The sequence below is a fragment of the Parasedimentitalea marina genome (assembly GCF_004006175.1).
Taxonomy (GTDB): domain Bacteria; phylum Pseudomonadota; class Alphaproteobacteria; order Rhodobacterales; family Rhodobacteraceae; genus Parasedimentitalea; species Parasedimentitalea marina.
Window position 1 is genome coordinate 4,141,594 of record NZ_CP033219.1, and the last position, 26,497, is coordinate 4,168,090.

22 protein-coding genes and 2 tRNA genes are annotated in these 26,497 nt (G+C 57.3%); 8 read left to right on the forward strand and 16 right to left on the reverse strand.

Annotated elements, in window-relative coordinates:
* Nucleotides 1-53 precede the first annotated feature (53 nt).
* The 3 genes from gltB to EBB79_RS19930 are packed head-to-tail and all read right to left on the reverse strand — an operon-like array spanning nucleotide 54 to nucleotide 6,464.
* Nucleotides 54-4,589: a glutamate synthase large subunit gene (gene gltB, locus EBB79_RS19920; RefSeq protein ID WP_127750562.1), complete on the reverse strand. Its 4,536-nt coding sequence runs from the start codon at nucleotides 4,587-4,589 to the stop codon at nucleotides 54-56.
* The gene (locus EBB79_RS19925) at nucleotides 4,586-5,011 is read right to left on the reverse strand and encodes a GFA family protein (RefSeq protein WP_127750563.1); all 426 of its coding nucleotides are present in this window, start codon (nucleotides 5,009-5,011) and stop codon (nucleotides 4,586-4,588) included. The genes gltB and EBB79_RS19925 overlap by 4 nt, the downstream gene beginning before the upstream one ends.
* 13 nt (nucleotides 5,012-5,024) lie before the next feature.
* On the reverse strand, nucleotides 5,025-6,464 hold the full coding sequence (locus EBB79_RS19930; RefSeq protein ID WP_127750564.1) for an NAD(P)-dependent oxidoreductase: 1,440 nt from the start codon (nucleotides 6,462-6,464) through the stop codon (nucleotides 5,025-5,027).
* A 242-nt stretch (nucleotides 6,465-6,706) separates the two neighbouring features.
* On the opposite strand from EBB79_RS19930, the gene EBB79_RS19935 reads away from it, so the two are divergent.
* A complete protein-coding gene (locus tag EBB79_RS19935; protein WP_127750565.1) occupies nucleotides 6,707-7,513 on the forward strand; it encodes an undecaprenyl-diphosphate phosphatase in 807 nt (268 codons plus the stop codon).
* 57 nt (nucleotides 7,514-7,570) lie between these two features.
* Here EBB79_RS19935 and EBB79_RS19940 read toward each other — a convergent pair whose 3' ends face one another.
* On the reverse strand, nucleotides 7,571-8,560 hold the full coding sequence (locus EBB79_RS19940) for a complex I NDUFA9 subunit family protein (RefSeq protein WP_127750566.1): 990 nt from the start codon (nucleotides 8,558-8,560) through the stop codon (nucleotides 7,571-7,573).
* Nucleotides 8,561-8,771: 211 nt separating this feature from the next.
* Here EBB79_RS19940 and EBB79_RS19945 point away from each other — a divergent pair.
* Nucleotides 8,772-8,858, forward strand: a tRNA-Leu gene (locus EBB79_RS19945).
* 154 nt (nucleotides 8,859-9,012) lie between these two features.
* Nucleotides 9,013-9,099, forward strand: a tRNA-Leu gene (locus EBB79_RS19950).
* Between the two features lie 65 nt (nucleotides 9,100-9,164).
* On the opposite strand, the gene EBB79_RS19955 is transcribed toward EBB79_RS19950, so the two are convergent.
* The 12 genes from EBB79_RS19955 to EBB79_RS20010 form a co-directional block, all read right to left on the reverse strand.
* Nucleotides 9,165-10,679, reverse strand: coding sequence for a class I adenylate-forming enzyme family protein (locus EBB79_RS19955; protein ID WP_338045777.1), 1,515 nt, complete (start codon nucleotides 10,677-10,679; stop codon nucleotides 9,165-9,167).
* Nucleotides 10,679-11,695, reverse strand: a complete 1,017-nt coding sequence (locus tag EBB79_RS19960) for an NAD(P)H-dependent flavin oxidoreductase (RefSeq protein WP_127750567.1) — start codon at nucleotides 11,693-11,695, stop codon at nucleotides 10,679-10,681. Before EBB79_RS19960 ends, EBB79_RS19955 begins: the two co-directional genes overlap by 1 nt.
* Nucleotides 11,695-12,492 (reverse strand): oxepin-CoA hydrolase, alternative type, encoded by a 798-nt coding sequence (locus EBB79_RS19965; protein ID WP_177627834.1) that lies wholly within the window; start codon nucleotides 12,490-12,492, stop codon nucleotides 11,695-11,697. Before EBB79_RS19965 ends, EBB79_RS19960 begins: the two co-directional genes overlap by 1 nt.
* On the reverse strand, nucleotides 12,489-12,920 hold the full coding sequence (locus EBB79_RS19970) for a PaaI family thioesterase (RefSeq protein WP_127750568.1): 432 nt from the start codon (nucleotides 12,918-12,920) through the stop codon (nucleotides 12,489-12,491). The genes EBB79_RS19965 and EBB79_RS19970 overlap by 4 nt, the downstream gene beginning before the upstream one ends.
* 3 nt (nucleotides 12,921-12,923) lie before the next feature.
* Nucleotides 12,924-14,015, reverse strand: a complete 1,092-nt coding sequence (locus EBB79_RS19975) for an acyl-CoA dehydrogenase family protein (protein ID WP_127750569.1) — start codon at nucleotides 14,013-14,015, stop codon at nucleotides 12,924-12,926.
* A 9-nt stretch (nucleotides 14,016-14,024) separates the two neighbouring features.
* Entirely contained in the window at nucleotides 14,025-15,221 is a 1,197-nt protein-coding gene (locus EBB79_RS19980) for an acyl-CoA dehydrogenase family protein (protein ID WP_127750570.1), read from the reverse strand.
* A 10-nt stretch (nucleotides 15,222-15,231) separates the two neighbouring features.
* Nucleotides 15,232-16,407, reverse strand: coding sequence for an acetyl-CoA C-acyltransferase (locus tag EBB79_RS19985; protein ID WP_127750571.1), 1,176 nt, complete (start codon nucleotides 16,405-16,407; stop codon nucleotides 15,232-15,234).
* 12 nt (nucleotides 16,408-16,419) lie between these two features.
* Nucleotides 16,420-18,528: an FAD-dependent oxidoreductase gene (locus tag EBB79_RS19990; protein WP_127750572.1), complete on the reverse strand. Its 2,109-nt coding sequence runs from the start codon at nucleotides 18,526-18,528 to the stop codon at nucleotides 16,420-16,422.
* A 116-nt stretch (nucleotides 18,529-18,644) separates the two neighbouring features.
* Complete coding sequence (locus EBB79_RS19995) at nucleotides 18,645-19,466, reverse strand: IclR family transcriptional regulator (protein WP_238704956.1); 822 nt, start codon at nucleotides 19,464-19,466, stop codon at nucleotides 18,645-18,647.
* Between the two features lie 20 nt (nucleotides 19,467-19,486).
* Nucleotides 19,487-20,827, reverse strand: coding sequence for a TRAP transporter large permease (locus EBB79_RS20000; RefSeq protein ID WP_127750573.1), 1,341 nt, complete (start codon nucleotides 20,825-20,827; stop codon nucleotides 19,487-19,489).
* Nucleotides 20,827-21,336 (reverse strand): TRAP transporter small permease, encoded by a 510-nt coding sequence (locus tag EBB79_RS20005; RefSeq protein ID WP_127750574.1) that lies wholly within the window; start codon nucleotides 21,334-21,336, stop codon nucleotides 20,827-20,829. Before EBB79_RS20005 ends, EBB79_RS20000 begins: the two co-directional genes overlap by 1 nt.
* 69 nt (nucleotides 21,337-21,405) lie before the next feature.
* Nucleotides 21,406-22,467 (reverse strand): C4-dicarboxylate TRAP transporter substrate-binding protein, encoded by a 1,062-nt coding sequence (locus tag EBB79_RS20010; protein WP_127750575.1) that lies wholly within the window; start codon nucleotides 22,465-22,467, stop codon nucleotides 21,406-21,408.
* Between the two features lie 361 nt (nucleotides 22,468-22,828).
* Here EBB79_RS20010 and EBB79_RS20015 point away from each other — a divergent pair, with 361 nt between their 5' ends.
* From EBB79_RS20015 to lptB, 5 genes are read left to right on the forward strand one after another with little or no spacing between them, the layout of a single operon-like run.
* Nucleotides 22,829-23,443, forward strand: coding sequence for a ribonuclease D (locus EBB79_RS20015; protein WP_127750576.1), 615 nt, complete (start codon nucleotides 22,829-22,831; stop codon nucleotides 23,441-23,443).
* Nucleotides 23,440-24,399 (forward strand): KpsF/GutQ family sugar-phosphate isomerase, encoded by a 960-nt coding sequence (locus tag EBB79_RS20020; RefSeq protein WP_127750577.1) that lies wholly within the window; start codon nucleotides 23,440-23,442, stop codon nucleotides 24,397-24,399. The genes EBB79_RS20015 and EBB79_RS20020 overlap by 4 nt, the downstream gene beginning before the upstream one ends.
* A gap of 19 nt (nucleotides 24,400-24,418) precedes the next feature.
* Complete coding sequence (locus EBB79_RS20025; RefSeq protein WP_127750578.1) at nucleotides 24,419-25,018, forward strand: LptA/OstA family protein; 600 nt, start codon at nucleotides 24,419-24,421, stop codon at nucleotides 25,016-25,018.
* A 3-nt stretch (nucleotides 25,019-25,021) separates the two neighbouring features.
* Nucleotides 25,022-25,516, forward strand: a complete 495-nt coding sequence (lptA, locus tag EBB79_RS20030) for a lipopolysaccharide transport periplasmic protein LptA (RefSeq protein WP_127750579.1) — start codon at nucleotides 25,022-25,024, stop codon at nucleotides 25,514-25,516.
* Nucleotides 25,517-26,275: an LPS export ABC transporter ATP-binding protein gene (gene lptB / locus EBB79_RS20035; protein ID WP_127750580.1), complete on the forward strand. Its 759-nt coding sequence runs from the start codon at nucleotides 25,517-25,519 to the stop codon at nucleotides 26,273-26,275.
* Nucleotides 26,276-26,497: the final 222 nt, after the last annotated feature.

A 26,497-nucleotide genomic window follows, 5' to 3' on the forward strand; every position in this document is an offset into this window, starting at 1 on the left:
GACCCCCTCGCAACATCAGTTGCGAGGGGGTCTTATTCTTCCTCCGGTCCATTTTACTCGGCCGGAACTGCGGCCTTCTCGATGGACAGCGGATGTGGCAGATGCGTCAGCATCTCAATCGGGCAGACCTGCAGAAAGTTCTGCTTTTCACTGTCCCAGTGCTGCAGGATATCCGCGGCCTTGCGGCTGCTGGTTTCCTGCAGGTGGCGCTCGATCAGATCTTTCAGCTGATTTTCCCAATGCGCCACAGTGACTGGGTTGGTGACCAGAGTTTCCATGTTCATCATGGCCTCGGCTTTACCGTCAGGGTCATACAGGTAAGCCATACCGCCGGTCATCCCAGCACCAAAGTTGGCACCAATTGATCCAAGGATAACCGCAAGACCTCCGGTCATATATTCGCAGCCACAGGCACCGCAGCCCTCGATCACCACTTTGGCGCCCGAGTTGCGCACGGCAAACCGTTCGCCGGCGAAACCGGCTGCGAACAGGTAGCCATCAGTAGCACCGTACAGAACCGTGTTGCCGATGATGGTGTTGTCCGACGCCTTCAGCGGGCTAACCTGCGGAGGACGTACCACAATGGTACCACCAGACAGACCCTTACCAACATAATCATTGGCATCGCCCGACACTTCCAGCTTTAGCCCCGGTGCCGCAAAGGCGCCCAGTGACTGACCAGCAGAGCCCTGCAGTTTCACCGTCAGGTGATCCGACTGGAAGGAATTACGCATACCGAAGTTGCGCACAATGTGGCTGGACGTCCGGGTGCCGACGGTCCGGTGGGTGTTCTGCACTGTATAAGACAGCTGCATCTTTTCACCGTCTTCCAGGAACCGGGCCGCATCGCGCACGATCTCGGCATCCAGCGTATCGGGCACCACGTTGCGTTCTTTGTCCCGGTTGTACACGATATCAGCCGAGCCATCGACGGTGATCAGCAACGGGTTCAGATCCAGATCATCCAGATGTGCCGAGCCACGGCTGACCTGCGCCAACAGATCCGCGCGGCCGACCACCTCGTCCATGCTGCGCGCGCCAATCGAGGCCAGCAGTTCGCGGACTTCCTGTGCATAGAAGGTGATCAGGTTCACGACCTTGTCGGCAGCATTGTCCACAAACTTGGCACGCAGTGCTTCGTCTTGTGTGCAGACACCAACCGGGCAAGTGTTAGACTGGCACTGACGCACCATGATGCAGCCCATTGAGATCAAGGCTGCCGTGCCGATGCCGTATTCCTCGGCCCCCAACATCGCGGCCATCAACACGTCCCGTCCCGTGCGCAAACCACCATCGGTACGCAGAGTGACCCTGCCGCGAAGGTTGTTCATGCTTAGCACCTGATGCGCCTCGGTCAGGCCCATTTCCCACGGCAGGCCTGCATATTTGATCGACGTCGCAGGCGAAGCCCCGGTGCCACCGTTGTGGCCTGAGATAAGGATCACGTCGGCTTTGGCCTTTGCCACGCCTGCGGCAATGGTGCCAACACCCGACGATGCCACCAGTTTCACTGTCACCTTACAACGCGGGTTGATCTGCTTGAGATCATAGATCAGCTGCGCCAGATCTTCGATCGAGTAGATATCGTGGTGCGGTGGCGGCGAGATCAGGGTCACACCCTTGGTCGAGTGACGCAGGCGCGCAATCAGGTCGGTGACCTTCATGCCCGGCAACTGGCCGCCCTCACCCGGTTTTGCACCCTGAGCCACCTTGATCTCCAGCTCTTCGCACTGGTTCAGGTATTCGGCAGTGACGCCAAACCGGCCCGAGGCGACCTGTTTGATCTTGGCAGAGGGATTGTCGCCGTTTGGTTCCGGTACAAAGTGCGCCGGATCTTCACCGCCCTCGCCCGAATCCGATTTGGCACCGATACGGTTCATTGCAACATTCAGGGCTTTGTGCGCTTCGGGCGACAGTGCCCCCAACGACATACCCGGTGTGACAAAACGTTTGCGGATCGAAGTAATGCTTTCGACCTCTTCAATCGGCACGGGCTTGCCCAATGGCTTAACATCCAGCAGATCGCGCAGATGGATCGGCGGATTGCTCTTCATCTTGGCCGAGTACTGCTTCCACAGCTCAAAAGATGCGTTGTGACACGCCATTTGCAACAGCTTCATCGAGCTGGCTTCCCAGGCATGGGTCTCGCCCGATTTGCGCGCTTTGTAGAAGCCACCAACCGGCAACACGTCCTGACCGTTAATCCAGCCTTTGGCGTGGGCCTCGACGGCTTTGGTCTGAATGCCGGTTACACCGATGCCAGAGATCCGGCTGGTCATGCCCGGGAAAAACTCGGCACACATCGCGCGCGACAGGCCCACGGCCTCAAAGTTCAACCCGCCCCGGTACGAAGAAATCACCGAGATACCCATCTTGGCCATGATCTTAAGCAGGCCCTGATCAATCGCGTTGCGATAGCGGGTAACGTTCTCGGTCAGGGTGCCATCAAGCAGCCCGCGCTCAACCCGCTCGGCCAGTGAATCTTCGGCAAGATAGGCGTTCACCACTGTGGCACCACAGCCGATCAGTACCGCAAAGTAGTGCGGATCAACGCATTCAGCAGACCGCACGTTCAAAGAGCAGAACGTGCGCAGACCCTTGCGTGTCAGATGCGAATGCACCGCACTGGTCGCCAGGATCATCGGCATCGCAACCCGGGCCGCGTTCGAGTGTTGATCGGTCAGGACCAGGTGGCCCGCACCAGAACGCACGGCCTCTTCTGTTTCGGCCCTAACACGCGCCAAAGCGGCACTAAGCGCGCCTTCACCAGGGACAAAGGAACAGTCGATTTCTGCCAGCGGTGAATTAAATTCAGACGTAAGTTTGTCCCACTGGGCATTGCCAACAAAGGGGCTCTCAAGCACGATGATTTCGGTCTGGCTGCTGCTTTCTTCCAACACGTTTTTGAGGTTTCCAAAACGGGTTTTCAGGCTCATCACCCGGAATTCGCGCAAGCTATCGATTGGCGGGTTGGTCACCTGACTAAAGTTCTGACGGAAGAAGTGGCTCAGCGGGCGATACATCTTGGATAGCACCGCGCTGGGGGTGTCATCCCCCATAGAGGCGAGTGTCTCTTTGCCGTCTTCAGCCATCGGAGACAGGATCTGCTCCAGTTCTTCAATGGTGTAACCGGCGGCATTCTGACGTTTGTGCAACTCGTCCCCGGTGAACAAAGCCTTCTCGGTGACACCGGACAGGGTCTCTTCCAGACTGTTGATCTTGCCGACCCATTCGCCAAACGGACGCGCTGCGGCCAGTTGATCCTTGATCTCGGTGTCGCGGAACAGTTTGCCCGCTTTCATGTCGACGGCGATCATCTGACCCGGGCCCAAAGCGCCCTTTGCGACCACTGTGGCCTCGTCGATTGGCACCATGCCAGCCTCGGAGCCAGCGATCAGCAACCCGTCACCGGTGATGACGTAGCGCATTGGGCGTAATCCGTTGCGGTCCAGACCTGCGCAAACCCATTGACCATCTGTCATAGCCAGCGCTGCAGGGCCATCCCAGGGCTCCATGACGGAGTTGCAGTAGGAATACATGTCGACCCAAGGCTGTGGCAGGCCGACAACCTGCTTCGACCAGCTTTCCGGAACCAGCATGGTTTTTGCCATTGGCGCAGAGCGGCCCGCGCGCACCATGACTTCGAACACACAATCCAGCGCCGCCGAATCCGAGGCACCGCCGGGGACGATCGGCTTAATATCTTCAGCCAACTCGCCGAAGAACGACGACGCCATGCGGATTTCATGGCTCTTCATCCAGTTCAGGTTGCCCTTCAGCGTGTTGATCTCGCCGTTATGGGCCAACATGCGGAACGGTTGCGCCAGCCACCACTGCGGGAAGGTGTTGGTGGAATACCGCTGGTGATAGATCGCAAACGTGCTTTCAAACCGTTCGTCCATCAGATCGGGGTAGAAAACAGCAACCTGTTCCGCCAGCATCATGCCTTTGTAGATGATCGACCGACAGCTCAGCGAAGCGATATACAGACCGGCCACATTTGCAGTGGCGGCGGCTTTTTCAATCCGGCGGCGAATCACATACAGCTCACGCTCGAAAGTTTCTTCGTCCACACCCTTGGAGTTACTGATAAGGATTTGCTCAATTTCAGGGCGGGTGGCATTGGCTTTTTCACCCAGACAGGTCACATCCACCGGCACGTGACGCCAGCCGTAGATCGAATAGCCCATGCGCAGAACTTCGGTCTCAACGATGGTCCGGCAGGTTTCCTGGGCCCCAAGATCGGTGCGCGGCAGAAAGACCTGACCCACGGCCATCAACTGATCTTCGCGCGGGACGTGGCCGGTACGTTTGATCTGATCGTAGAAGAACCGAACCGGGATCTCGACGTGGATACCAGCGCCGTCACCGGTTTTACCATCTGCATCCACAGCACCCCGGTGCCAGATTGCCTTTAGGGCATCAATGCCGGCCTCAACCACTGTGCGGCTTTTTTTGCCATTGATAGAGACAACCAGCCCCACCCCACAGGATGAGTGCTCTTCCGCTTCGGAATAAAGCCCGTTTTCAGCCATGTACTGGCGTTTGGTTTCTTCGGCACGCACCCATTCGGCATCATACTTGGTCATTGGTCGTCTCCTTCTTCGGGTGCAAACAGGGCGATGGTTTCAGCCACTGTCAGCCGTTTATGATCTCCGGCGAGCGCGTAGCCATCCGGTTTTTGGTCGCTAAAAAATTCCAGCGCCATTGTGTTATTTGCGGCGTTGTCGAACAAACCAGCCGCCAGACTTTTGTGATCGTCGTGCACAGTTGCGTACCAAAGTGCCGAGCCGCAGGTGTCACAGAATGCACGTTCCGCCCAGTCGGACGAGCGGTATGTTTTAACCGGCCCGGTCACAGTCAGCGAGCCGGGCACAGTTGGCACAGACATATACATGCTGCTGGTCCAGCGGCGGCACATGTCGCAGTGGCAGGCGCGAAGAACAGGGTCAGCGCGGGTTGCCGCAACATTCACCGCACCGCACATGCACTGGCCTTTCAGCTCGCTCATATCTGCCCCCTATTTATTCTGCGGCAACGGCCTGAGCTGCATTGAGGCTTGCAATGATCGCTTCGGCGCAATCGCGGCCATCCTTGATTGCCCAGACCACCAGCGAAGCACCGCGCACAATGTCGCCCACGGCGTAAACACTGTCCATCTCGGTGGCACCCGAGTTGAATGCCGCCTTGATTGTACCCCATTTGGTCACTGGCAATTCCGGCTGATCCCAAAGTGTTGGCAGGTCTTCTGGTTCAAACCCCAGTGCTTTGATCACCAGGTCTGCCTCTTCGATATAATCGGCACCTTCGATCACTTCTGGTGCTTGGCGGCCCGAGGCGTCAGGCTGCCCCAGACGCATCTTTTGCACCATCACGCCCGAAACTTTGCCGTTGTCGTCAGTGAAACCTTTGGGGGCGGACAGCCATTCAAAAATCACACCTTCTTCTTCCGCGTTCTGTGTCTCACGCTGAGAGCCCGGCATATTGGCGCGGTCACGGCGATACAGACACTTAACCGAGGTCGCGCCTTGGCGGATTGAAGTACGCACACAGTCCATGGCCGTGTCACCGCCACCAATCACCACGACGCGCTTACCTGCGGCGTTCATCTGTCCACTGTTGAATTCGGCAACGTCATCGCCAAAGCTTTTCTTATTCGACACAGTCAGGAAATCGATAGCTTTTTCAATGCCTGTGGCACCGCTGCCCGGCATCGCCAAGTCGCGCGACTTGTACACGCCGGTCGCAATAATCACTGCGTCATGTTTTGCCCGTAGGTCAGAAAACGAAATATCTTCGCCGATTGCGCAGTTCAGTTCAAACGTGACGCCACCGTCCGCCAGCAAATCATTGCGGCGCTGAACCACATCCTTTTCCAGCTTGAAACCGGGGATGCCATACATCAGCAACCCACCAGCCCGATCCGAGCGGTCGTATACAGTCACTTGTACACCAGCCTGACGCAATGTGTCAGCCGCAGCCAGTCCGCCAGGTCCCGCGCCAATGATACCAACACTTTCAACCCGTTCACGGGATGGCGATACCGGCTTAACCCAGCCCTGATCCCAGGCGGTGTCGGTGATGTATTTCTCAACCGCGCCGATTGTCACAGTGCCGTGGCCAGATTGTTCGATGACGCAATTGCCTTCACACAACCGGTCCTGCGGGCAAATCCGGCCGCAAATCTCGGGGAATGTATTGGTCGCCTGACTAAGCTGATAGGCTTCTTCTAACCGACCGGTGGCGGTCAAATGCAGCCAGTCCGGGATATTGTTATGCAACGGGCAGTGAGTCTGACAATACGGCACACCACATTGACTGCAGCGGCTGGCCTGCTCTTCTGCTTTGGCGGCAATATAGTCGGAATAGATTTCACCGAAATCTTCCTTACGCACTTCGGCGGTGCGTTTCTCGGGCATATCGCGCTCAACTTGCACGAATTTCAGCATCGGTTGCTTGGCCACGGGTAAGACTCCCTGATTTGGCTGGCTGCGGTCTAATGTTAGTCAGAGCCCGGCAAAATAAATGTCAGTAAAGCTGACCTTATTTGCCAGCACTTAACGTCTGATACCTGATGTGGTGGGAATGTACAGATATTTTAGGCACCAGAGCGGACCTAAATCAAAGACTTTCATTTAAAACACTACACTTATACAAAATGCACCAACGCAACGACTTCTCGCTGGCTTACAGGATATCAAATTTTATGCCGATCTTTCAGCTTATTCTCGTTGCGCTAATTCAGGGTATTACCGAATTTTTGCCAGTCTCTTCTTCTGGCCACCTGATTCTCCTACCTGCCTTAACCGGACTGAAAGACCAGGGACAGGTGATCGATGTGGCAGCCCATATTGGCACACTGACAGCCGTCGTTATCTATTTCTGGAGCGACGTTCGGATCGGATTGCTAGGCCTCCCACGTCTTCTGACAGGACGCGCCGACACGCCCGGATCACAGCTGGCACTTGGGCTGGCGATCGCCACGATCCCAACAGTGATTTTCGGGGCTGTGCTGCATTTCACCGGTCTCAGCAGTGGCTTGCGGTCAATGACAGTCATCGGCTGGACCATGTTGGGATTTGGGCTTGTGCTTTATATTGCCGACCAAAAGGGGCGCACTGACAAATCGGCCAGTGATTGGGGCGCTAAAGATGCCCTGATCATGGGGTTTTGGCAGATGCTGGCGCTGATCCCCGGCACGTCGCGGTCCGGGATCACCATCACAGGATCCCGACACCTGGGCTACAATCGCACCGACGGCGCCCGCATCTCGATGCTGATGTCGATCCCCACAATCATTGCGTCCGGAGTCTTGCTGGGCAGTCAAATGGCACTGGAGGCCAATGCCGCTGTGATCCGCGACGCAGGTATTGTGGCGCTGCTGTCCATGCTGTCTGCACTGGTTGCGCTTAGCCTGATGATGCGCCTGCTGCGCAGTGTCAGCTTTACACCCTATGTGATATATCGGGTCATTCTTGGTGCCGTGCTTCTTAGCATCGCCTACAGCAGCTGAACCACCGCTATTCTGGTTGTGCAAGGTGCGTGCAGGCACACACCTTTACTGTTTTCATCACCCGTCGTGGTGCAGATTGCGGGCTGATCCAGTGATCGCATCGTATTGCCCCGCCGGACGAAACTTCCACAGATAATCCGGCAAGACCGAACCCAGTGTCACCGGCTGCAGATCCAGATCTGCAAATCCTTTAGCACCTTCGGACACCACACAATCGCGCGACAAGCCACGCAACTGATCACGTGTCAGCACACCATTCTTGATAATCTGGAAACTTGCGGCCTGCATCATGTCAAAACCAAAGGCCATCAAGCCTGCGACAAAACCGGGCAAGGACAGCACCAGGCGGCGACGGTGGATCACAGCCAGCATCTCGTCCATCAGCGACCGAAGGCTCTTTACCTCTGGCCCGCCCAACTCATAGACTCCGCCTTCGGCATCGCCCAGCACGCCCATGACCGCAGCCTTGGCCACGTCATCAACAAACACGGGCTGAAACAAAGTCTTGCCATGGGCGATGGGCAGCACCGGACCCAGCCGTGTCATGCCCGCAAAGCGATTAAAGAAGTTATCTTCGGTGCCAAACAGAACCGAGGGACGCAAGATCATTGCGTTTGGCATGTGCTGCAACACTGCCGCCTCTCCAGCGGCTTTGCTGCGGCCATAGGCACTTGGGGATTCCGCATCCGCACCAATCGCCGACAGATGCACCATGCTGGCAACACCGTGTTCCGCGGCAATGCGGGCAATCCGCTCGGCGCCGTCCACATGAAGGGCCTGAAAGGTGTTTTTGCCCAGCTCGTTCAGCACTCCGACGCAGTTCACAACCGCATCACATCCCTGCATCACCGCAGCAACCGACGCATCGTCGCGGATATTGCAAAACACCGGCTCGACCTGACCCGGCACGCCATAAGGCTTTACGTGCATAGCCTCGTTCGGGCGACGTACGGCGACCCGTACCCGCCAACCGTCTTTGGCCATGCGGCGCGCAATGTAGCGGCCTACAAAACCAGACCCGCCATAGATCGTGACCAGTTTGGACATCATTTGGCTCCTAACTTTAGCTGTTGATCCGATCTACCGCTCTACGCCCCTGCAAACAAGGCGCAAAACACCGCAGATTGACACCAAGATTTCCCTTTTCAACACCTTACATATCAGAACCCGCATTGCTTCGCCTATTAAGATAGAAAAACTGCAAAAATCCGTTTGACGCCCTTAGCGCCCTGACCTATACGGCCCTCAGCTACCCCGTGCCCAGATGGCGGAATTGGTAGACGCGCTGGCTTCAGGTGCCAGTGACCGCAAGGTCGTGGAGGTTCGAGTCCTCTTCTGGGCACCAATTATCCAAACCGGATCTCCCTGATAAACGCTGTAACCGTATGAAAACCTTAGCATTGCTAGGCTTTGGCATGACTTGATCAGCTTTGATCCAGGTTAAGTTTTTCATTTGACGCGCTTTGCGCCCTGACCTATACGGCCCTCAGCTACCCCGTGCCCAGATGGCGGAATTGGTAGACGCGCTGGCTTCAGGTGCCAGTGACCGCAAGGTCGTGGAGGTTCGAGTCCTCTTCTGGGCACCAATTATCCCCTAAATACAACTATCTGGCAGCCCTGCCGCAGCATTCACGCCGCGGTTTTAGGAACCTCAACCTGATTCGGCCTGGGCGAGCTGCTCAGCAAAGGTATCGATCATTTTGTGCTTCAGCAGCTTGCCAGTCGCCGCAGCCGGCAATTGCAGTGTCAGCACGATATGCGACGGCCGTTTGTAGGCGGACAGCTGTGCGGCCACATGGGCCTTTAGGCTGGCCTCGTCTGTTGATGCCATGTCCGTGACCTGCACAAAGGCCAGCACTTCTTCGTTGCCCGTAATCGCACGCCCGACAACTGCGCTTTGCACGACGGCGGCGTGATCGTTTAACGCGGCCTCAACTTCTTGCGGGAAGACATTGAACCCCGACCGGATGATGATTTCCTTGCTGCGGCCCACGATGTGCAGACGACCCAGGTCATCAAAGCGCCCAACATCGCCGGTCAGTAGCCAGCCATCGGCGTCAAAGGTAGCCTGTGTTGCCTCGGCATTGCGGTAGTATCCGGCCATTACATGCGGACCACGCGCCAGAACCTCGCCCGTTTTGCCATCGCCCATAGCCAGCTTGACCTCGGTTCCCGGCAGCGCGGTTCCCACGCTGGTGTCGGGATCGCCAATTTCATTCTGCGTAGCACACAGCCCGGCGGTGCATTCTGTCATGCCATAGCCATTTTGCAGTGGCAGGCCGTAAAAGGCCTCGGCCTCGCGTTTCCAGACCGGGTCCAGAGGGGCCGCGCCCGAGGACACATAGCGCAGCTTGCTATCTGTCAGGTGTTGATGGCCTTGTTCCCGGGCATATTGCATCAGGAGGGCGTGCATCTGCGGCACAGCGGGCAAAACCGTCACCCCATTCTGCAAGGCATCGTACAGCGCCGCAGGGGTAAACCGGCTTTGCAACCGCATGGCCGCGCCGGCGTGGCTGCTGGCAACAACCATCGATGCAAGACCAAAGACATGGGTGATGGGAAGACCGCCATAGACCAGATCGCCGGGCTGGATGCCACGCAGATTGGCCGAGGCGTGGCCCGCAAACAAAAGATTGGCATGGGTCAGCATGACCCCTTTGGGGTCACCCGTGGTGCCGGTTGTATACAGGATAACAGCAACCTGGCCGGTGCCGTCGACAACAGGTTCCGGGGTCCCGTCAGTCAAGGCAAGGCAAGCCACTGTGCCAAATCCACCCGTTTCGGATTGCGCATCACGCAACGCAGCATGTTTGGTAGCATCCTGCGATGCGGCAGTGGTCAGAACAATCGCGCGAGGTGTTGCATGGGCAATGACACGCTCAACCTCGCCTGCACTCATCCTTGCATTGATGGGCACGGCCAAGGCATCCAACCGACTGGCCGCAAACAAAAACGCGACCGTCGCCGCGCAGTTCTCCGAGATGATCAGCACCCGATCACCGCCAGTAACACCATAAGATTTCAGCACTGACGCCGCATCAGAAATAGCGGACTGCAGGCCTTGATAGCTGAGTTTGCGGCCATCGAAATCTTCCAGAGCCAAGGCCCCGGGCTGCACTTTAGCCCAGTGATCAACGTTCTGGTGAATACGGTTCATCTGGGTCATCAGGCGCTTTCTTGGTATGGAACAGCAGATTGCAGAGCTGTCAGCCGCGTTAAGGCGGCGCTGGCTTCGTCACTCAGGCGGTCGATAATCTGCGCCATGGGCTGAACTTGATCAACAAAGGCCAGCGCGTGACCGGCAGACAGCACCCCGTGAGAGGTATCGCCCGTGGCATAGGCATTGCGGCCATGTTGGCCAGAGACATGGGGCAGCAGATCGTGGATTGTGACGGCCGGATTGTTTTGCTCAATCCTGGCGACATTGGCCGTAGTCTCGTTGGCCAGCGCGCGGACCGTGTTGCGAACGGATTGCATGATCAACTGGGTGTCGCGCTCGGTGGCTTCGATCATGCGCGCCTTGTAATCCGCGTGGGCGTTCAGCTCCTGCGCAACCAGAAACCGCGTCCCCATCACTACCCCAGCGGCCCCCATCGACAGGGCCGCCACGATTTGCGAGCCGTGGCCAATACCGCCGCCGATCAGATAGGGAATGGTCAAACGTTCGGCAGCCGTGGCGGAATTGACCATGGTCCCGATCATGTCCAACCCCGGATGACCGCCGCACTCAGCACCGACAATCGCCACCATATCCACGCCAATCGACTGGGCCTTCACCGCATAGCGCACGCTGGGAACCTTGTGCAGCACGGTGATGCCTGCATCCTTCAGGATCGACATGTATTCCTCGGGGTTGCGCCCCGAGGTCTCGACAAAACGCACCCCTTCGTCGGCGATCAGTCGAAAAACATCGGCCGTCTTCTCGCCCGGCACCAGTTTCGGCAACATAGAGACATTGACCCCAAAGGATGCCCCGTCGCACAGGCTGCGGCAGCGTCTGATCTCGGCGCGCAGGACGTCAGGATCAGGGAAGGAGGCTGCGGTGATAAACGAAATAATCCCGGCGCGCGCCGCCGCTGCCACATAGTCGGCATCCGACAGCCACATCAGGCCGCCCGCCACAACCGGCAAGCAGGTGCCATAAGATCGGGTCACAGCTGTATCAAAGAGAGTGGTTTTCATTATTTCCCCTGAGAATTCTGGAAATTGGGCGCGCGTTTTTCAAGAAAGGCCGCGATGCCTTCAACCGCCTCAGCTGCGCCAATGGCATCGGCCATAGTGTCCCGTTCGATGTCCAGCTGTGTGTCAGCGTCGGTGGATTGGGCCGAGGCCAGCAGAGATTTGATTTTACCCTGTGTCACTGTGGGACCTTTGGCCAGCCCAGTGGCGATATCCTGGGCCACTGACAGGGTCTGACTTGCCGGGCACAGCATATTGATGGCCCCCAAATTATAAAACCGCTCGGCCGAGATGGTGCGTCCCGTCAGGCAGATTTCGGACACCAGGGCACGGGGCAACAGCTGTGTCAGCGCTGAGGTCAGGCCACCGTCGGGCACCAGCCCAGCCTTGACATAAGCGGCGCTGAACTTGGCCCCAACAGCGGCCACGATAAAGTCACAAGCCAATGCGATGGACAGGCCAGCCCCCGCCGCGCCGCCTTCAACGGCGGCGATCACCGGCTTAGGACAGGCGCGGATCAACCGGATCAAATCATGCAGTGCCTCAATGCGGGACGCACGATCCGCTAACGACAGATGTTGTCGCTCGGCCAGTAGATTGAGATCGCCGCCAGAACAAAAGAACGGGCCTTTGGCGGTCAGGATAACCGCCTTGATACGCGGTTGCGTCGCTGCTTCCATCAAGGCTGATTTCAGGCCCTGATAGTATTCAGGCGACAGCGCGTTGCGGCGGGACGTGTTGCAATTCGTGACAACCAGCCGATCGCCCTGATCCTCAGTCATAACAAGCGGCTGGTTCATGTTTGGTGACCTGTTGAGCGACGATGATCCGGAACTTTGCGGAACACCCCGGTAGAGGTCGCAATCAACTGGCCATCTTCCCCCTCTAGCCGGGCGTCGATAAACACAGTCGCGCTGCCGCCGCCGGTGATGCGGCCAGTGGCCGTGACTCGCCCTGTGCGGGCGGGCGCTATGAAATTGGTGGTCAATGACATCGTCAGAAATGGCGCCCGCCCGTCCGGGTCAATGCTCATGGATCCGGTGGCGCCGCTGGCACTGTCCATCAAAATCGTGGCAATGCCGCCATGCAACACGCCGTGCCGGTTCAAATGGGCATCTGTCAGATCCAGCCAGCATCGCGCCCCGCCATCGTCGTGGCTGACATCCAGCACATATCCAATCAACCGCTGCGGGCCGGTCTCGTTATGGATAATCAAGTCTTTGGCCATGTCTCACCCCCGTGACAATGCGATAAAGCGTTCCAGGTGATGATCGGTGTCACCCCACTGATGGTCAATCATCGTCATTCGTTTGGCGAACCCGGCCAGCGCATATTCTCCGGTCATGCCGATACCGCCGTGCATCTGAATGCATTCTTCAGCAACCAAACGACCAACCCGACCGATCAGGTTTTTAGCGGCGCTCACGTGGCGTTCACGCAAAGCGCGGTCTGCTGTCAGATGACCACATATATTAATGGTAGCGGATCGGGCTTGTTCAATCTCGACCAGCACGTCGGCCATGCGATGTTGCAGCGCCTGAAATTTGCCTATGGGCCGGCCAAATTGTTGACGTGTCTGCAAGTATTCTATGGTCATGCCCTTGGCACTTTCCATCGCGCCAACCGCCTCAGCACAAAGCGCGGCTGTGGCGCGTGCAACCTGCGTTTCGATGGCGTCGAAACTGCCCCCAATAGGCCCTAACAAGGCATTTTCCGGCAGGTTCACATCGCTCAGATAGATCTCGGCAGCGTCAGCACCGCTTATCGTTTGATAGGACCGACGCTGAACGGCACTGGCTTCAACAAAGAACAGCGATATCCCGTCGGTGTCCGACACACCGCCTGCGGTACGGGCACTGACGATCAGCGTGTCGGCTCGCCCGCCGTTCATCACAACCGATTTATGGCCGTTCAGGACATAACCATCAGGGGTTGATTTCGCTGTGGTGCCAACGTGGCTCAGATCATAACGCGCCAGTGGTTCGCCGTGGGCAAAGGCCAGCTGCTGTGTACCTGCAATTACATCTTCCAGGCGGGTTTTGTCACCCTCTCCACCCAGCGCGGCGATCAGACCGCCGGCCAGAACACCGGTTTCCAACAACGGGACCGAGGCGCCGGCGCGACCGATCTCCTCAAACACGACGGACAGGTCAAACCCGGAGCCGCCAAAGCCGCCGTCCTCTTCCGAAAACAGCGCGCCGATGATGCCCAATTCAGCCAGTTCGGCCCATAGCACGGCACTATCCTGGGCGTCTGTTTCTGCCAGGAATCGTCGCAGGGTATCCTGCAGCATCTGGCGCTCTTCGGTTAGGTTGAAATCCATGATCTGCCCTCAGAGTTCCAGAATGGTTTTGCTGATGATCGTGCGCTGAATCTCATTCGACCCGCCAAAGATCGACAACTTACGATTGTTGAAATACTGCGCCGAAGCTGCGGTGGCATAATCCGGCCCGACGGGCTCCCCGTTATAGCCGTCGTCCAGTGCTTCAGGCAGGAAAGGCGCCGCATAAGGGCCAACAGCACGGCGGGTCAGGTCGGTGATCTCTTGCCGGATCAGCGTGCCCTTTACCTTAAGCATAGAGCTTTGCGCACCGGGTGCCTGACCGGCTGCGGCCTGGGCCAGGGTTCGGCTGTTGGTGGTCGACATGGCCATCAGGTCAATTTCGACCTGTGCAATCCGCGCGGCAAAATGCGGGTTCTCAATCAGGGGGCGCCCGCCTGAGACTTCGGCAGAGGCGATCCGTTTCACATTGGCCAGACCCGCATTCGAGAAACCAACACCGGCAATATTGGTGCGCTCGTGGGTCAGCAGGTATTTCGCATAGGTCCAGCCCTTGTCCTGTTCACCAACCAGATTGCCCACCGGCACCCGGACATCATCAAAGAACACTTCGTTGACCTCGGCCTCGCCATCGAGCAACACAATGGGGCGTACCGTGACACCTGGCGTGGCCATGTCGATCAGCAGAAATGAAATGCCCTCTTGTGCTTTCACCTCGGCATTGGTGCGCACCAGGCAGAAAATCCAATTGGCGTGCTGCCCCAGGGTGGTCCAAGTCTTCTGACCATTGACCACATAGTGATCGCCATCCCGCACCGCCGAGGTTTTGACCGCGGCAAGATCCGACCCGGCACCGGGTTCGGAATAGCCCTGACACCACCAATCCTGCCCCGACAAGATGCGGGGCAGGTAGTGGCCACATTGTTCGGGCGTGCCAAAGGCCTGTAATACCGGCCCCAACATCGTCAGCCCAAACGGAACAATCCGGGGCGCATGGGCAAGGGTGGTTTCCTCTTCAAAGATATGCCGCTCGACTGGCGTCCAGCCAGCGCCACCGTGATGCTTGGGCCAATTTCCGGCCAACCAACCACGGCTGTTCAGGCTGGCGTGCCAGGATTCATAATCGGCTTTTGACAGAGGCTTTCCCAACCGCACCCGATCGGCCAAACGGCTGTCCAGCTCGGCCTTCAGAAAACTGAGGACCTCTGCTCTGAAATCTTGCTCATCTGTTGTATACGCCAGATCCATTGTCGGCCCCTTAGTAAATTTCGAACAGGCCAGCAGCGCCCATGCCACCGCCGATACACATAGAGACCACACCCAGCTTTGCGCCCCGTCGTTTGCCCTCCAGCAGCAAGTGGCCGGCCAATCGCGCGCCTGTCATGCCGAACGGGTGACCCACCGCAATAGAGCCGCCATTCACGTTGAATATTTCAGGATCGATGCCAAGGCGGTTGCGGCAATACAGGGCCTGACTGGCAAAGGCCTCGTTCAATTCCCACAGATCGATGTCACTGACTTTCAACCCATGGCGTTCCAGCAAGCGCGGGATGGCATAGACCGGGCCAATGCCCATTTCATCGGGTTCACAACCGGCAACGGAAAAACCACGAAAAGCGCCTAGCGGCTCTAATCCGGCCTTTTCGGCCTCTTTTCCGCTCATCACCACCATTGCCGAGGCCCCGTCGGACAATTGCGATGCATTGCCGGCAGTGATGAATTTCCCCTCACCCTGCACTGGTTTCAGCTTGGACAACCCGTCCAACGTGGTCATGGGTCGGTTGCATTCATCCTTGGCCAAGGTGACCTGTTTATGGCTGACCTCTTTGGTCTCACGATCGGTCACCGCCATGGTGACATCCATCGGCACGATTTCATCGTCAAACAGACCGGCCTCTTGTGCGGCGGCAGTGCGTTGCTGACTTAGCAACGACATCTCGTCCTGCGCTTCGCGGCTGATGCCATAGCGCGCGGCAACAATATCGGCGGTATCGATCATCGGCATATATAGGTCGGGCATATTGGCTTCGATCCAAGCCTCGCGGGAATGGCGCACCGGAGGTTGCACCAGTGAGATGCTCTCCACTCCACCAGCCAGGGCGACGCGGACACCGTCTTGTTTGATCGAGTTGGCCGCCATTGAAATGGCCTGTAGTCCCGAGGCGCAGAACCGGTTGATCGTGGTCCCGGCAATGGTGTTCGGCAATCCAGCGCGAATGACAACCTGACGGGCGATGTTGCCGCCGGTTGCGGCCTCGGGATATCCACAACCCCAAACACTGTCCTCGATCATCGCCGGGTCAATGCCAGCGCGGTCCACAACAGCCCGGGCCACGTGACCACCCATTGTTGCCCCGTGTGTCAGGTTCAATGATCCGCGACCGGCTTTGCCGACTGCGGTGCGGGCGGTAGAAACGATTACTGCGTCAGTCATGTGTTTTCCTCATCACTCGTTCAGGCTGGCAAAAGTCTGGCCATTGGCGACCAGATCACGGATCAGTTGGGCGGGTTGCCAAAAATAGGCATCCTCCTCGGCATATCGCTCCAGATCTGCCAGCAGCGCAGGCAGACCGACCTCGTCCGCGTAATGCATTGGGCCACCGCGATGGCGCGGAAAGCCATAGCCTGACAGAAACGTCACATCGACATCCAGCGGACGCAGGGCGATGCCCTCAGCGACAACCTTGGCAGCCTCGTTAATCATCGCGGCCATGTAACGGCGTACAATGGTCTCATCATCCATTCTTTGCGGGGTAATTCCCAGATCTGCGCGTTCATCATCAATGAAACCCAGCACCTCAGGGTCGGGTGTGCCGCGTCGTGACCCCTCCGGGTAGATATAGAACCCGCGTCCGGTCTTCTGGCCAAAACGGCCCAACTCGCACAGGCGATCAGCGAACTTTGCCACCCGTGCGCGAGGGTCCAGCGTCGGCGCCTTGCGCTTGCGAGTGGCCCAGCCGATATCCAACCCGGCCAGATCGCTGACCTCGAATGGGCCCATGGCAAACCCAAATGCCTTGAGCGCGCGGTCGATGTCATAGGGCGATGCCCCGTCCAGAACCATGTGATCGGCGGCGGCGCGATAAGTGGCCAGAATACGGTTTCCAATAAAGCCGTCGCATACGCCTGCCCGCACCGCGATTTTGCCCAGCTTTTTCGCCAGTGCAAACCCTGTTGCCACCACATCCGGGGCGGTGGCATCTGGCACCACCACCTCGAGCAGTTTCATCACATGCGCCGGCGAAAAGAAGTGGAGCCCAATGACATCCTGAGGGCGGTTGGTGATGGCGGCAATCTCGTTGATATCAAGATACGAGGTATTGCTGGCCAAAATAGCGCCAGCTTTGCATTCGGCATCCAGTTTCTGGAACACATCGCGTTTGACATCCATGCTCTCAAAAACAGCTTCAATAACCAAATCCGCTTGACTTAGAGCCTTGTAGTCGGTGGCAGTACGAAAATCGTCGGCAAGAATGCCGTCGTGTTGTGCCTTGCTCAATTTGCCACGACGCAGACTGTCGCCCAGCAGGCGTGTCACGGTTGTTGTGGCCTGTGCTGCCGCGTCCTCATTGCGCTCGATCAGCGTGACATCCAGCCCATTCAACAGACAAGACACCGCGATCCCTGCGCCCATAGTGCCACCGCCGATGATGCCAACCTCGGTGATTTCACGGGCAGCTATGCCCTGTAATTCAGGCAGTTTTGACACTTTGCGTTCGGCGAAAAAGGCATGGATAAGCGCAGCCCGCTGGGGCGAGTCCAGCAGCGAAAGAAACAGCTCTCGTTCCCGCTTCATACCAGAGGCAAAGTCCAGGGTGGTGGCGGCCTCGACCGCATCGACACAGACAAGCGGCGACAGCTGGCCGCGCGCCTTTTGCGCCAACTTACCTCGCCATTCATCCAGAGTCCCGGCGGCAACACCGGGTGCGTCCATTTCGCTGGAGCGGCGTGCAACAGCGCCCTGCCCTAGCAGATGCTGGGCATAGACCAAGCCGGCGGTTCGGGGATCGCTGTCTTGACTGATTTGATCCACAATTCCCAATTCCAGCGCCTTTTGCGCAGGTACAGGCCGGCCCGAAGTAATCAGGGTTAGGGTCGCGTCAACGCCAATCAGCCGCGGCAGGCGTTGGGTGCCACCCGCACCCGGAATAAGACCGAGGGTGACTTCGGGCAGGCCAACTTTGGCCCCAGGTAAAGCAAGGCGATAGTGCGCGCCCAGCGCGACCTCTAGCCCACCCCCCAACGCGGTCCCGTGTAGAACTGCGACGACAGGCTTTTCAGTGTCTTCGATCCGCTGGATCAGATCCGGCAGGCGCGGCTCTTGTGGTGGTTTGCCGAACTCTTTGATGTCAGCCCCAGCGATAAAGGTGCGGCCGGCGCCAATAATCACCGCGATGTGCGCTTCGGCGTCCGCCGCAAAGCGTGAAATTGCGGCGTCCAATCCACGTCGCACCGCAACGGACAGTGCATTCACCGGTGGATTTTGAACCGTGATGACTGCGACACCGTCGGTCACGTCATAGGCAACAGCAGCTTGCGTAAGAAGTGTGGTCATTCAGCGGCCTCGTTTGGTGATCCATTGACCGCGACTTTCACATCGCGACTTTCAGGGGCACCCTACCAAGCCTGAATAAAATTTCAATAAGTAAAATACAATTCCACTATGCAGAATTAACCCTGCTGAGCCAATGCAGACGGCCGACCCGTCATCCGCTCCAGCTCTTTGACCGCAGCGCGTAATTGTGGGCCGACCTCGGTCTCCATACGGCTTTCTGATAGCGCCTCGGGCATGGCACCACAGGTGAAAGACACGGGTTCGTTGAACTCACGGCTGCGGAACGGGACAGAAACAGCGTTAACCGTTTTGGCATACCGCAGCCCGTGACCGGCAATCACAAAGCCCCGCGCCAATAGTTGTGAATAGGCATCCTGACGGATGTCAGTGACCGACAACTTGGAATCTGCAACGTCCTCGCCATAGGTTTTGACGTAACCCGCGAATTCAGCGTCCCCCAGCGCAGCCAATTGCGCCTGCCCCGATGATGAATGAGTGGCCGGGATCCGGTATCCAACCTCTAGCCAGATTGACGATGTATCCTTGGGTCGCCAGGTCTTGATCAAAAGAATCTTCTGCTCATCCCGGACACCGATCAACACAAGGGTACCCGTCGCATCCGCCAGTGGCTGCATGATACTGTCAGCCATATCGACAAAGGACACCGAGGCAGAGGCGACATTACCCAGCGCCAACAGGGCCGGGCCGGGCCGGTAGCGATCATGGCGCTGGCCATGAGACAGGTAACCAAGTGATTGCAGAGTGAACGTCAGCCGCGAGACCGTGGATTTTGGAACACCCGTGCGTTCTGATATCTCTTGGTTGCTAAGCCCATCGTCACTGGGACGAAAGGCACGCAGCACGCTCATTCCGCGTGCCAATGTTGTTGCAAACCTGCGGTCAGAGGCAAGATCCTGGGCCATATTCGCTTTTCTCATCTGTTGTCCTGCTGGCTGGCTTACCACATGGAATTTGGCAGAAGCAAAGAAATCACCGGAAAGGTCATAATCAGGATCAAAACAATCACATCTATGGACAGAAAGCGGGCAATGCCGGCGAAGATCCTGTCGATGGGGGCCTCTTTGCCAACCACATTGGCGATGACAAAGACGTTCAGGCCCACAGGTGGTGTGATTAATCCAATCTCTAGCAATTTGATAATCACAACGCCAAACCAGATCAGGTCCAGCCCATAGGTTTCGACCAAGGGCACCACCAGTGGCAGTGTCAAAACCATAATGCCGATTGGATCCAGGAACATACCCAGTAGCAGATAAATCACCGCAATAGCGAACATCAGCCAGAACACTGACAATTCAGCCTGCGTGACCGCGTCGACAATTGCCGGAGCGACTCCGGTCAGGGCGACGAAAGCAACAAAGATCTTGGCCCCAGCCGCGATGAAAAAGATCGCGGCGGTTTGCAGGCAGGTGTCGCGCAGAGCATCCCAGATATCCACCAGGGTCAACTTGCGTTGCGCCAGTCCGATCAATGCGGCAGCGGTCAAACACACGCCCGCCGCTTCGGTTGCAGTGAAAATGCCGCCATAGATGCCGCCGATGATGACAGTGAACAGCACAAAGGCAGGCCAGGCCATCAGGGCGGCGTGGAACCGTTCTGTGTAGCTGATGCGGTTCGGATCTACGGGCGCGGCGGCAGGATCACGCTTGACCCACAGAAAGATGACCAGCAGAAAACCGGCCAGGGTCAACAGGCCGGGCAGAATTCCCGCGACAAACAGCCGGTTGATCGAAGTCTCGGTGAAAATGCCATAGATAATGAACAGCACGCTGGGCGGGATCAGCGAACCAAGCGTGCCGCCTGCGGCGACACTGGCCGTGGCCAATCGGTTGTCATAGCCCATGCGCAGCATCTCTGGTGTGCAGATTCGACCCATGGTGGACGCACAGGCGATGGACGATCCGGTGATGGCAGAAAACCCCCCGCATCCCACAACTGATGCCATGGCAACACCACCCGGCACGGCCGACAACCAGACCCGCGCCGCGTAGTATATCCGCGTGGTGATCTCGGCCTTATAGGCGACATGACCCAAGGCGATGAACAGAGGGATCATCGACAGGTCATAAGAATGGATCAGGTCGAAAGAGTTGGAGAACACCATCGACGTGGTCGCACGGATGGCACGCTCGGGTGCAAAGCTGCCGCTGCGAAAGGCAAAGATGAAAAAGGTCGCAACGGTGGCGACAGCGGCCAGGGTAAACCCAATCGGTGCACGCAGCGCCAGCAGGCCAAGAACAGCAGCAAAGGCGATGAGGCCAATAAGGGAGGCGTCCATCAGTCAGATCCTTCTGCGGAAGTAATAAAATTGTAATTCCCAGCGCGAATGGACCGGATGTCTTGGATGACCAGAATTAGGAAGCGCAGCCAGCACGTGGACATGCCAATCAGAAACACCAAGCGTCCTGGCCATTTCGGCAGGTTCAAATCGCCATAGAAAAACCCGCCCGAGGTGACGGTATGGGCAAACTCGCGTCCGCCGGCATAGATCAGCGGCATCAGCGCCAATAGCCCAATGATCGAGCCAAAGACCACCAGCCAGGCCTGTGCTTTTTGGGGAAGTTTGGCGGCCAGAAATTCAACGGCCACATGGCTGCGCGCCAGTGTTGCAGCTGCCAGCGGCAGCACAATCGCGGCCACCATCAATTCGCGTACGATGATGATGGTATCGGGCAGCGCTACATTGAACAGCGCACGCGAGACCACGCTAAACGTAATCATCAGACCCAGCGCAATGACAGCAGCCACCGCAAGGTTCAGCAAGAACTTCTCAAATTTCCGAAACATCGGCACCTCGCGGTCATTTCATACGGGCCCAGAAAAGCCCCCCGGATAGAAATCCGGGAGGCTGGAAAGTTAACGCATCCAGGGGTAACCGTGATCATCACGTTCAGCGGTGTATTTAGCGATGAGGCCTCGATACTGCGTCAGAATTTCTGCCCCTTCCAGACCGGCGCCATTCATTTGCTCGACCCAGGCATCAATATGCTTAGCGCCTGCTTCGATCAGCTGATCACGGTCCGCTTGTGGTAACTTGATCACCTCGACGCCGGTTTCCTTCATCGTTTCGATGGCAGCCGCATTTGCACTGGTGATCAGACGCCCAAACTCATCCGCCATAGCGCTGCCTGTCTCCAATAAGATGGTCTGCTCATCCGCGCTGAGTGTATCAAAGCTATCTTTGTTCATCATGATGCCAACACCGCCAACCTGGCCCCAATCGAGCAGAGTGTAGTTCTTCATCACTTCTTGCTGCTTGAGCGCGGTCACCGCATAGGAATAGCCCTGCGAACAATCGAGAAGGCCAGTGTCCAGCCCCTGATAGGCCTTATAGATGCTCATATTGACCATATTGCCGCCCATCTCACCGAACACACGACCATAGGCGCCGGTGCCGCGGATCTTGCGATCCTGGATATCACTGACTGAACGGATCGCGTCACCAGTGCAGCCAATATGCACAGCCGACGTGGTGAAAGTACCGATATAGACCAGGTTCTTGTCTGCTAGATCGGCCTGAATTGCCGGCGAATTGCGCATCAACTCGTCCGTGGCGCGCATGCCAACCCAAGCGTCCGGGTTTTCCAATGGCAGATCTGCAATCCCATAGGCCTGCATTTCTTGAGGATAGTAGACTGCGATCACAGTGCCCATGTCGGCAACACCATCGCCAATGGACTGAACCGCCGCGTTCGCTTTGAACAAGGCACCACCCCATTGAATGTTCACCGACAGCGCCCCGCCCGAGGTCTCGCCAACCTGATCCGCGAACCACTGCAGTGCCGCAGCACGCGCGCCACGGTTTGGGCCAGCCTCGCCGTGGATCAGCGTCGTTCCGGCAGATGCAATACCGGCTGCGGCGGCAATACCGGCACTCAAAATTGCCGATTTCACGCAGGTTTTAAGACGAGTGTTCATTGTGGTTATCTCCCATCAGTTCTACTATGCGGAATTATATTCTAATTATGCAAACACTAGGCAGACTGTCCGTTAATCACAACAAAAAATTTCACACATCATTCTGAGGGCACAACGGAGGCGGGATACCACGTCCTGGAAGTCTCAACTCTTGGCATGGCCCATAGCTGTCTGCTGATCGCTGAAACTGAACAATCTCGGCCTTTTTGCTGGGATCTTAGTTGTGATGCCTGTGAGCTGGTTTTTGCCTCTATTTCGTTGAACCGGTAAGCGCGTCTTGTACCGCAGTTGAGTTTACAGGCCAAAGCGCCTATTTCCTGCGCAAGACGCCCAATGGTGGCAGCAACAAAGGACGACCCTAGTGGCCAATCATCTATATCAAAGCGACCTGCCAGACGGGCTTGACCTTGGCCCGATTGTTGCCATCGACTGCGAAACCATGGGGTTGAACCCGCACCGCGACCGGTTGTGCGTGATCCAGATGTCAGGCGGAGATGGCAACGCGCATATTGTTCAGGTTTCAAAGGGACAGACCGAGGCCCCGAACCTGTGCCGGATGTTAGAAGATCCAGAGGTGCTGAAACTGTTCCACTTTGGACGATTTGACATTGCCGCAATGTTCAACGCCTTTGGCGCCCTAGCCGCACCTGTCTATTGCACAAAAATCGCCAGCCGTCTGGTCCGCACCTACACCGACCGTCACGGGTTGAAAAACCTGACGCATGAATTGATTGGTGTCGATATTTCCAAACAGCAACAGATGAGCGACTGGGGTGCGCCGGAACTGACCAAGGCACAACTCGACTATGCCGCGTCGGACGTATTGCACCTGCACCGCCTGCGCTCTGCCCTGGATAAACGGCTGGCCCGCGAAGGTCGCACTGAAATGGCACAGGCCTGTTTCGATTTTCTGCCCATGCGCGCCAAGCTGGATCTCGCTGGTTGGCCCGAAACCGATATCTTTGCCCACGCATGAGCAATTTTCAGGATATCGCCCGCCGCGTCATCACCATCGAGTCGCAAGCGTTACAGCAACTGGCCGACGAGCTGGATGAAAGCTTTGATCGTGCGGTGGAAACACTGCTGAATGCCTCTGGCCGAGTGATTGTCTCGGGTATGGGCAAATCCGGCCACATCGCCCGTAAAATCGCCGCGACCTTGGCATCCACGGGCACTCCAGCGCATTTTGTGCACCCGGCCGAGGCCAGCCATGGTGATCTGGGTATGATGGCACAGGGCGACGTTGTGCTGATGCTGTCCAATTCCGGCGAGACACCCGAATTGGCAGACATGATCGCCCATACCCGTCGCTTTGGTATTCCACTGATCGGAGTTGCCAGTCGCTCACAATCAACCTTGCTGAAACAATCTGACGTCGCACTGGTACTGCCCGCCGCCCCCGAGGCCTGCGGGTCTGGTTTTATACCAACAACTTCGACAACTATGACCCTCGCCCTTGGCGACGCGTTGGCCGTTGGCCTGATGGAACACCGGAAATTCACACCCGAGAATTTCCGGGACTTCCATCCCGGTGGCAAGCTGGGTGCGCGCCTGTCCAAAGTGCGCGATTTGATGCATGGCGGTGACGCACTGCCAACCGTGCCACTGACGGCCCCAATGTCTGACACATTGATCGAAATCAGCCAAAAAGGCTTTGGTGTCGCTGGGGTTACGGATACAGACGGGCGGCTCGCCGGTATCATCACCGACGGTGACTTGCGCCGCCATATGGAGGGACTGCTCTCCCTTACCGCAGCCGAAGTGATGACGGCCGCGCCTACCACTATCGCCCCTGGCGCCTTGGCCGAGGAAGCCGTGGCGATCATGAATCAGCGTAAAATCACCTGTTTGTTTGTCGTGGATCCCGACACAAGCCAACCTGCCGAAGGCCTGTTGCACATTCACGACTGCCTGCGCGTTGGTCTGGGCTAGGGTACAGGGAAGCGCAGACATGGATCGCTATTCACGCATGGTAACCTACCTGAAGGTGCTGCTTCCCCTGGCGGCTCTGGGACTATTGTCAACGCTGTTTCTCATCTCGCGGGGCGCAAACACCGAAGCCACGATCCCATTCGCCGCGCATGAAATCGAAGAGCGTATGCGTGGTCAGCAGATCACAGCACCGTTCTTTTCCGGCACAACGTCGCAGGGGGATGAAATCACCGTCACTGCCAGCATTGCGCGGCCAGGTGGACCCACCTCGCCTGCGGTAGCAACTGATTTGGTTGCCGTGATCAGCACGGCCGATGGTGGCCGCCTGACGCTCAGCTCCGACACCGGTACAGTGCAACTGGAAAGTGACATTGCCAGTTTCTCTGGAAATGTTGAAATCGCGTCGGCCGCCGGGTTGCTGGTGACGACCGATCTGCTGAACGCGACCATCAGCGGTTTATCGGCCGACAGCCCCGGCCCAGTGCTGGCAACCGGCCCAATTGGCACAATAAATGCCGGAACCATGCTATTGCGGACAAAAACCCAAGGGGGGCCGATGCATATGCTATTCAATAACGGAGTAAAACTGGTATACGATCCTAGAAAATCAGAAAGATAACTTGTGACATATTTGCGTGCCTTGATATTCTCCCTGCCGTTGGCCCTTATTTCAAGCGCCGTCACGGCTCAGTCCGCCTCAATTGCCTTTGGGACGATCAAGGCCGATCCCACGTTGCCCGTGGAAGTCACCGCCGACGCGCTTGAAGTCAACCAAACGGACGGGTCCGCCGAATTTCAGGGCAATGTTCTGGTGATACAGGGCGTCATGCGCCTGTCGGCAGACACAGTTCTGGTCTCCTACAAGCCTGAGCAAAAAGGCATCGACCAGCTTGAGGCGATTGGCAACGTGATCCTGGTCAATGGCCCTGATGCCGCCGAGGCCGAACGTGCCGAATACACCATCGACAGTGGCACGGTTGTGATGACTGGCAATGTATTGCTCAGCCAGGGCAGCAGCACCCTGACCTCCAACCAGATGGTTGTGAACCTGAATGCAGGAACAGCCCAGATGTCAGGCCGCGTCAAAACCATACTCAATCCTGACGGTAGTAACTAGATGGCCAAGCCGAATCTTACCGTCACTCCAGGATCCTCCGGTCTTAGGATCGAGAAGCTGCGTAAGTCCTACCGCAAGAAGGTGGTGATCCGTGACGTCTCCATGACGCTGGACCGTGGCGAAGTTGTTGCTCTGCTTGGCCCGAACGGCTCAGGGAAAACAACCAGTTTTTATGCCATCGCCGGTCTGATCTTCCCTGAGGCAGGTAGGGTCACTATTGACGGACAAGATGTGACCACCTTGCCAATGTACCGCCGCGCCCGGATGGGCATCGGCTATCTACCACAGGAGATGTCTATTTTTCGCGGGCTATCTGTCGAAGATAACATTTCCGCCGTGCTCGACATTGCCGTACCCCATGCTCATAAACGCCGCGAACGGCTCGAAGAATTGCTGTCTGACTTCTCAATCGAACACCTGCGCCGCGCGCCCGCATTGGCGCTGTCCGGCGGCGAGCGGCGCCGGGTTGAAATCGCCCGTTGCCTGGCCGCAGACCCAAAATATTTACTACTCGACGAACCCTTTGCTGGTGTTGATCCCATCTCCGTTGGCGACATCCGCCACCTCGTTTCTGATCTCAAAAAACGTGGCATCGGCGTCTTGATCACGGATCACAACGTCCGGGAAACTCTGGAAATCGTTGATCGCGCCTATATCCTTCACGACGGCCAGGTCCTGATGTCCGGCACTCCCGAGGACGTAGTCGAAAACGAAAATGTCCGACGCGTTTATCTGGGCGACAATTTCCGCATCTCCTGACCCACTTACAACCATCACGGATCGGCCAGATCACGCCGAACCCGATGAAAGGCCGCAGGGTAGTTGTCGGGTTTTGATTGACTCTCCCGCCATCTTGGCATCGAATTGATCTATGGCAAAAGATCCGTTTGACGCACTCCCGGTTCAGACCTTGGAAACAAGGCCCGGTCGGATGCAACCATCGGTTTTGCTTATTCCCCGCGTCCAGAGTTAGATTTTTAG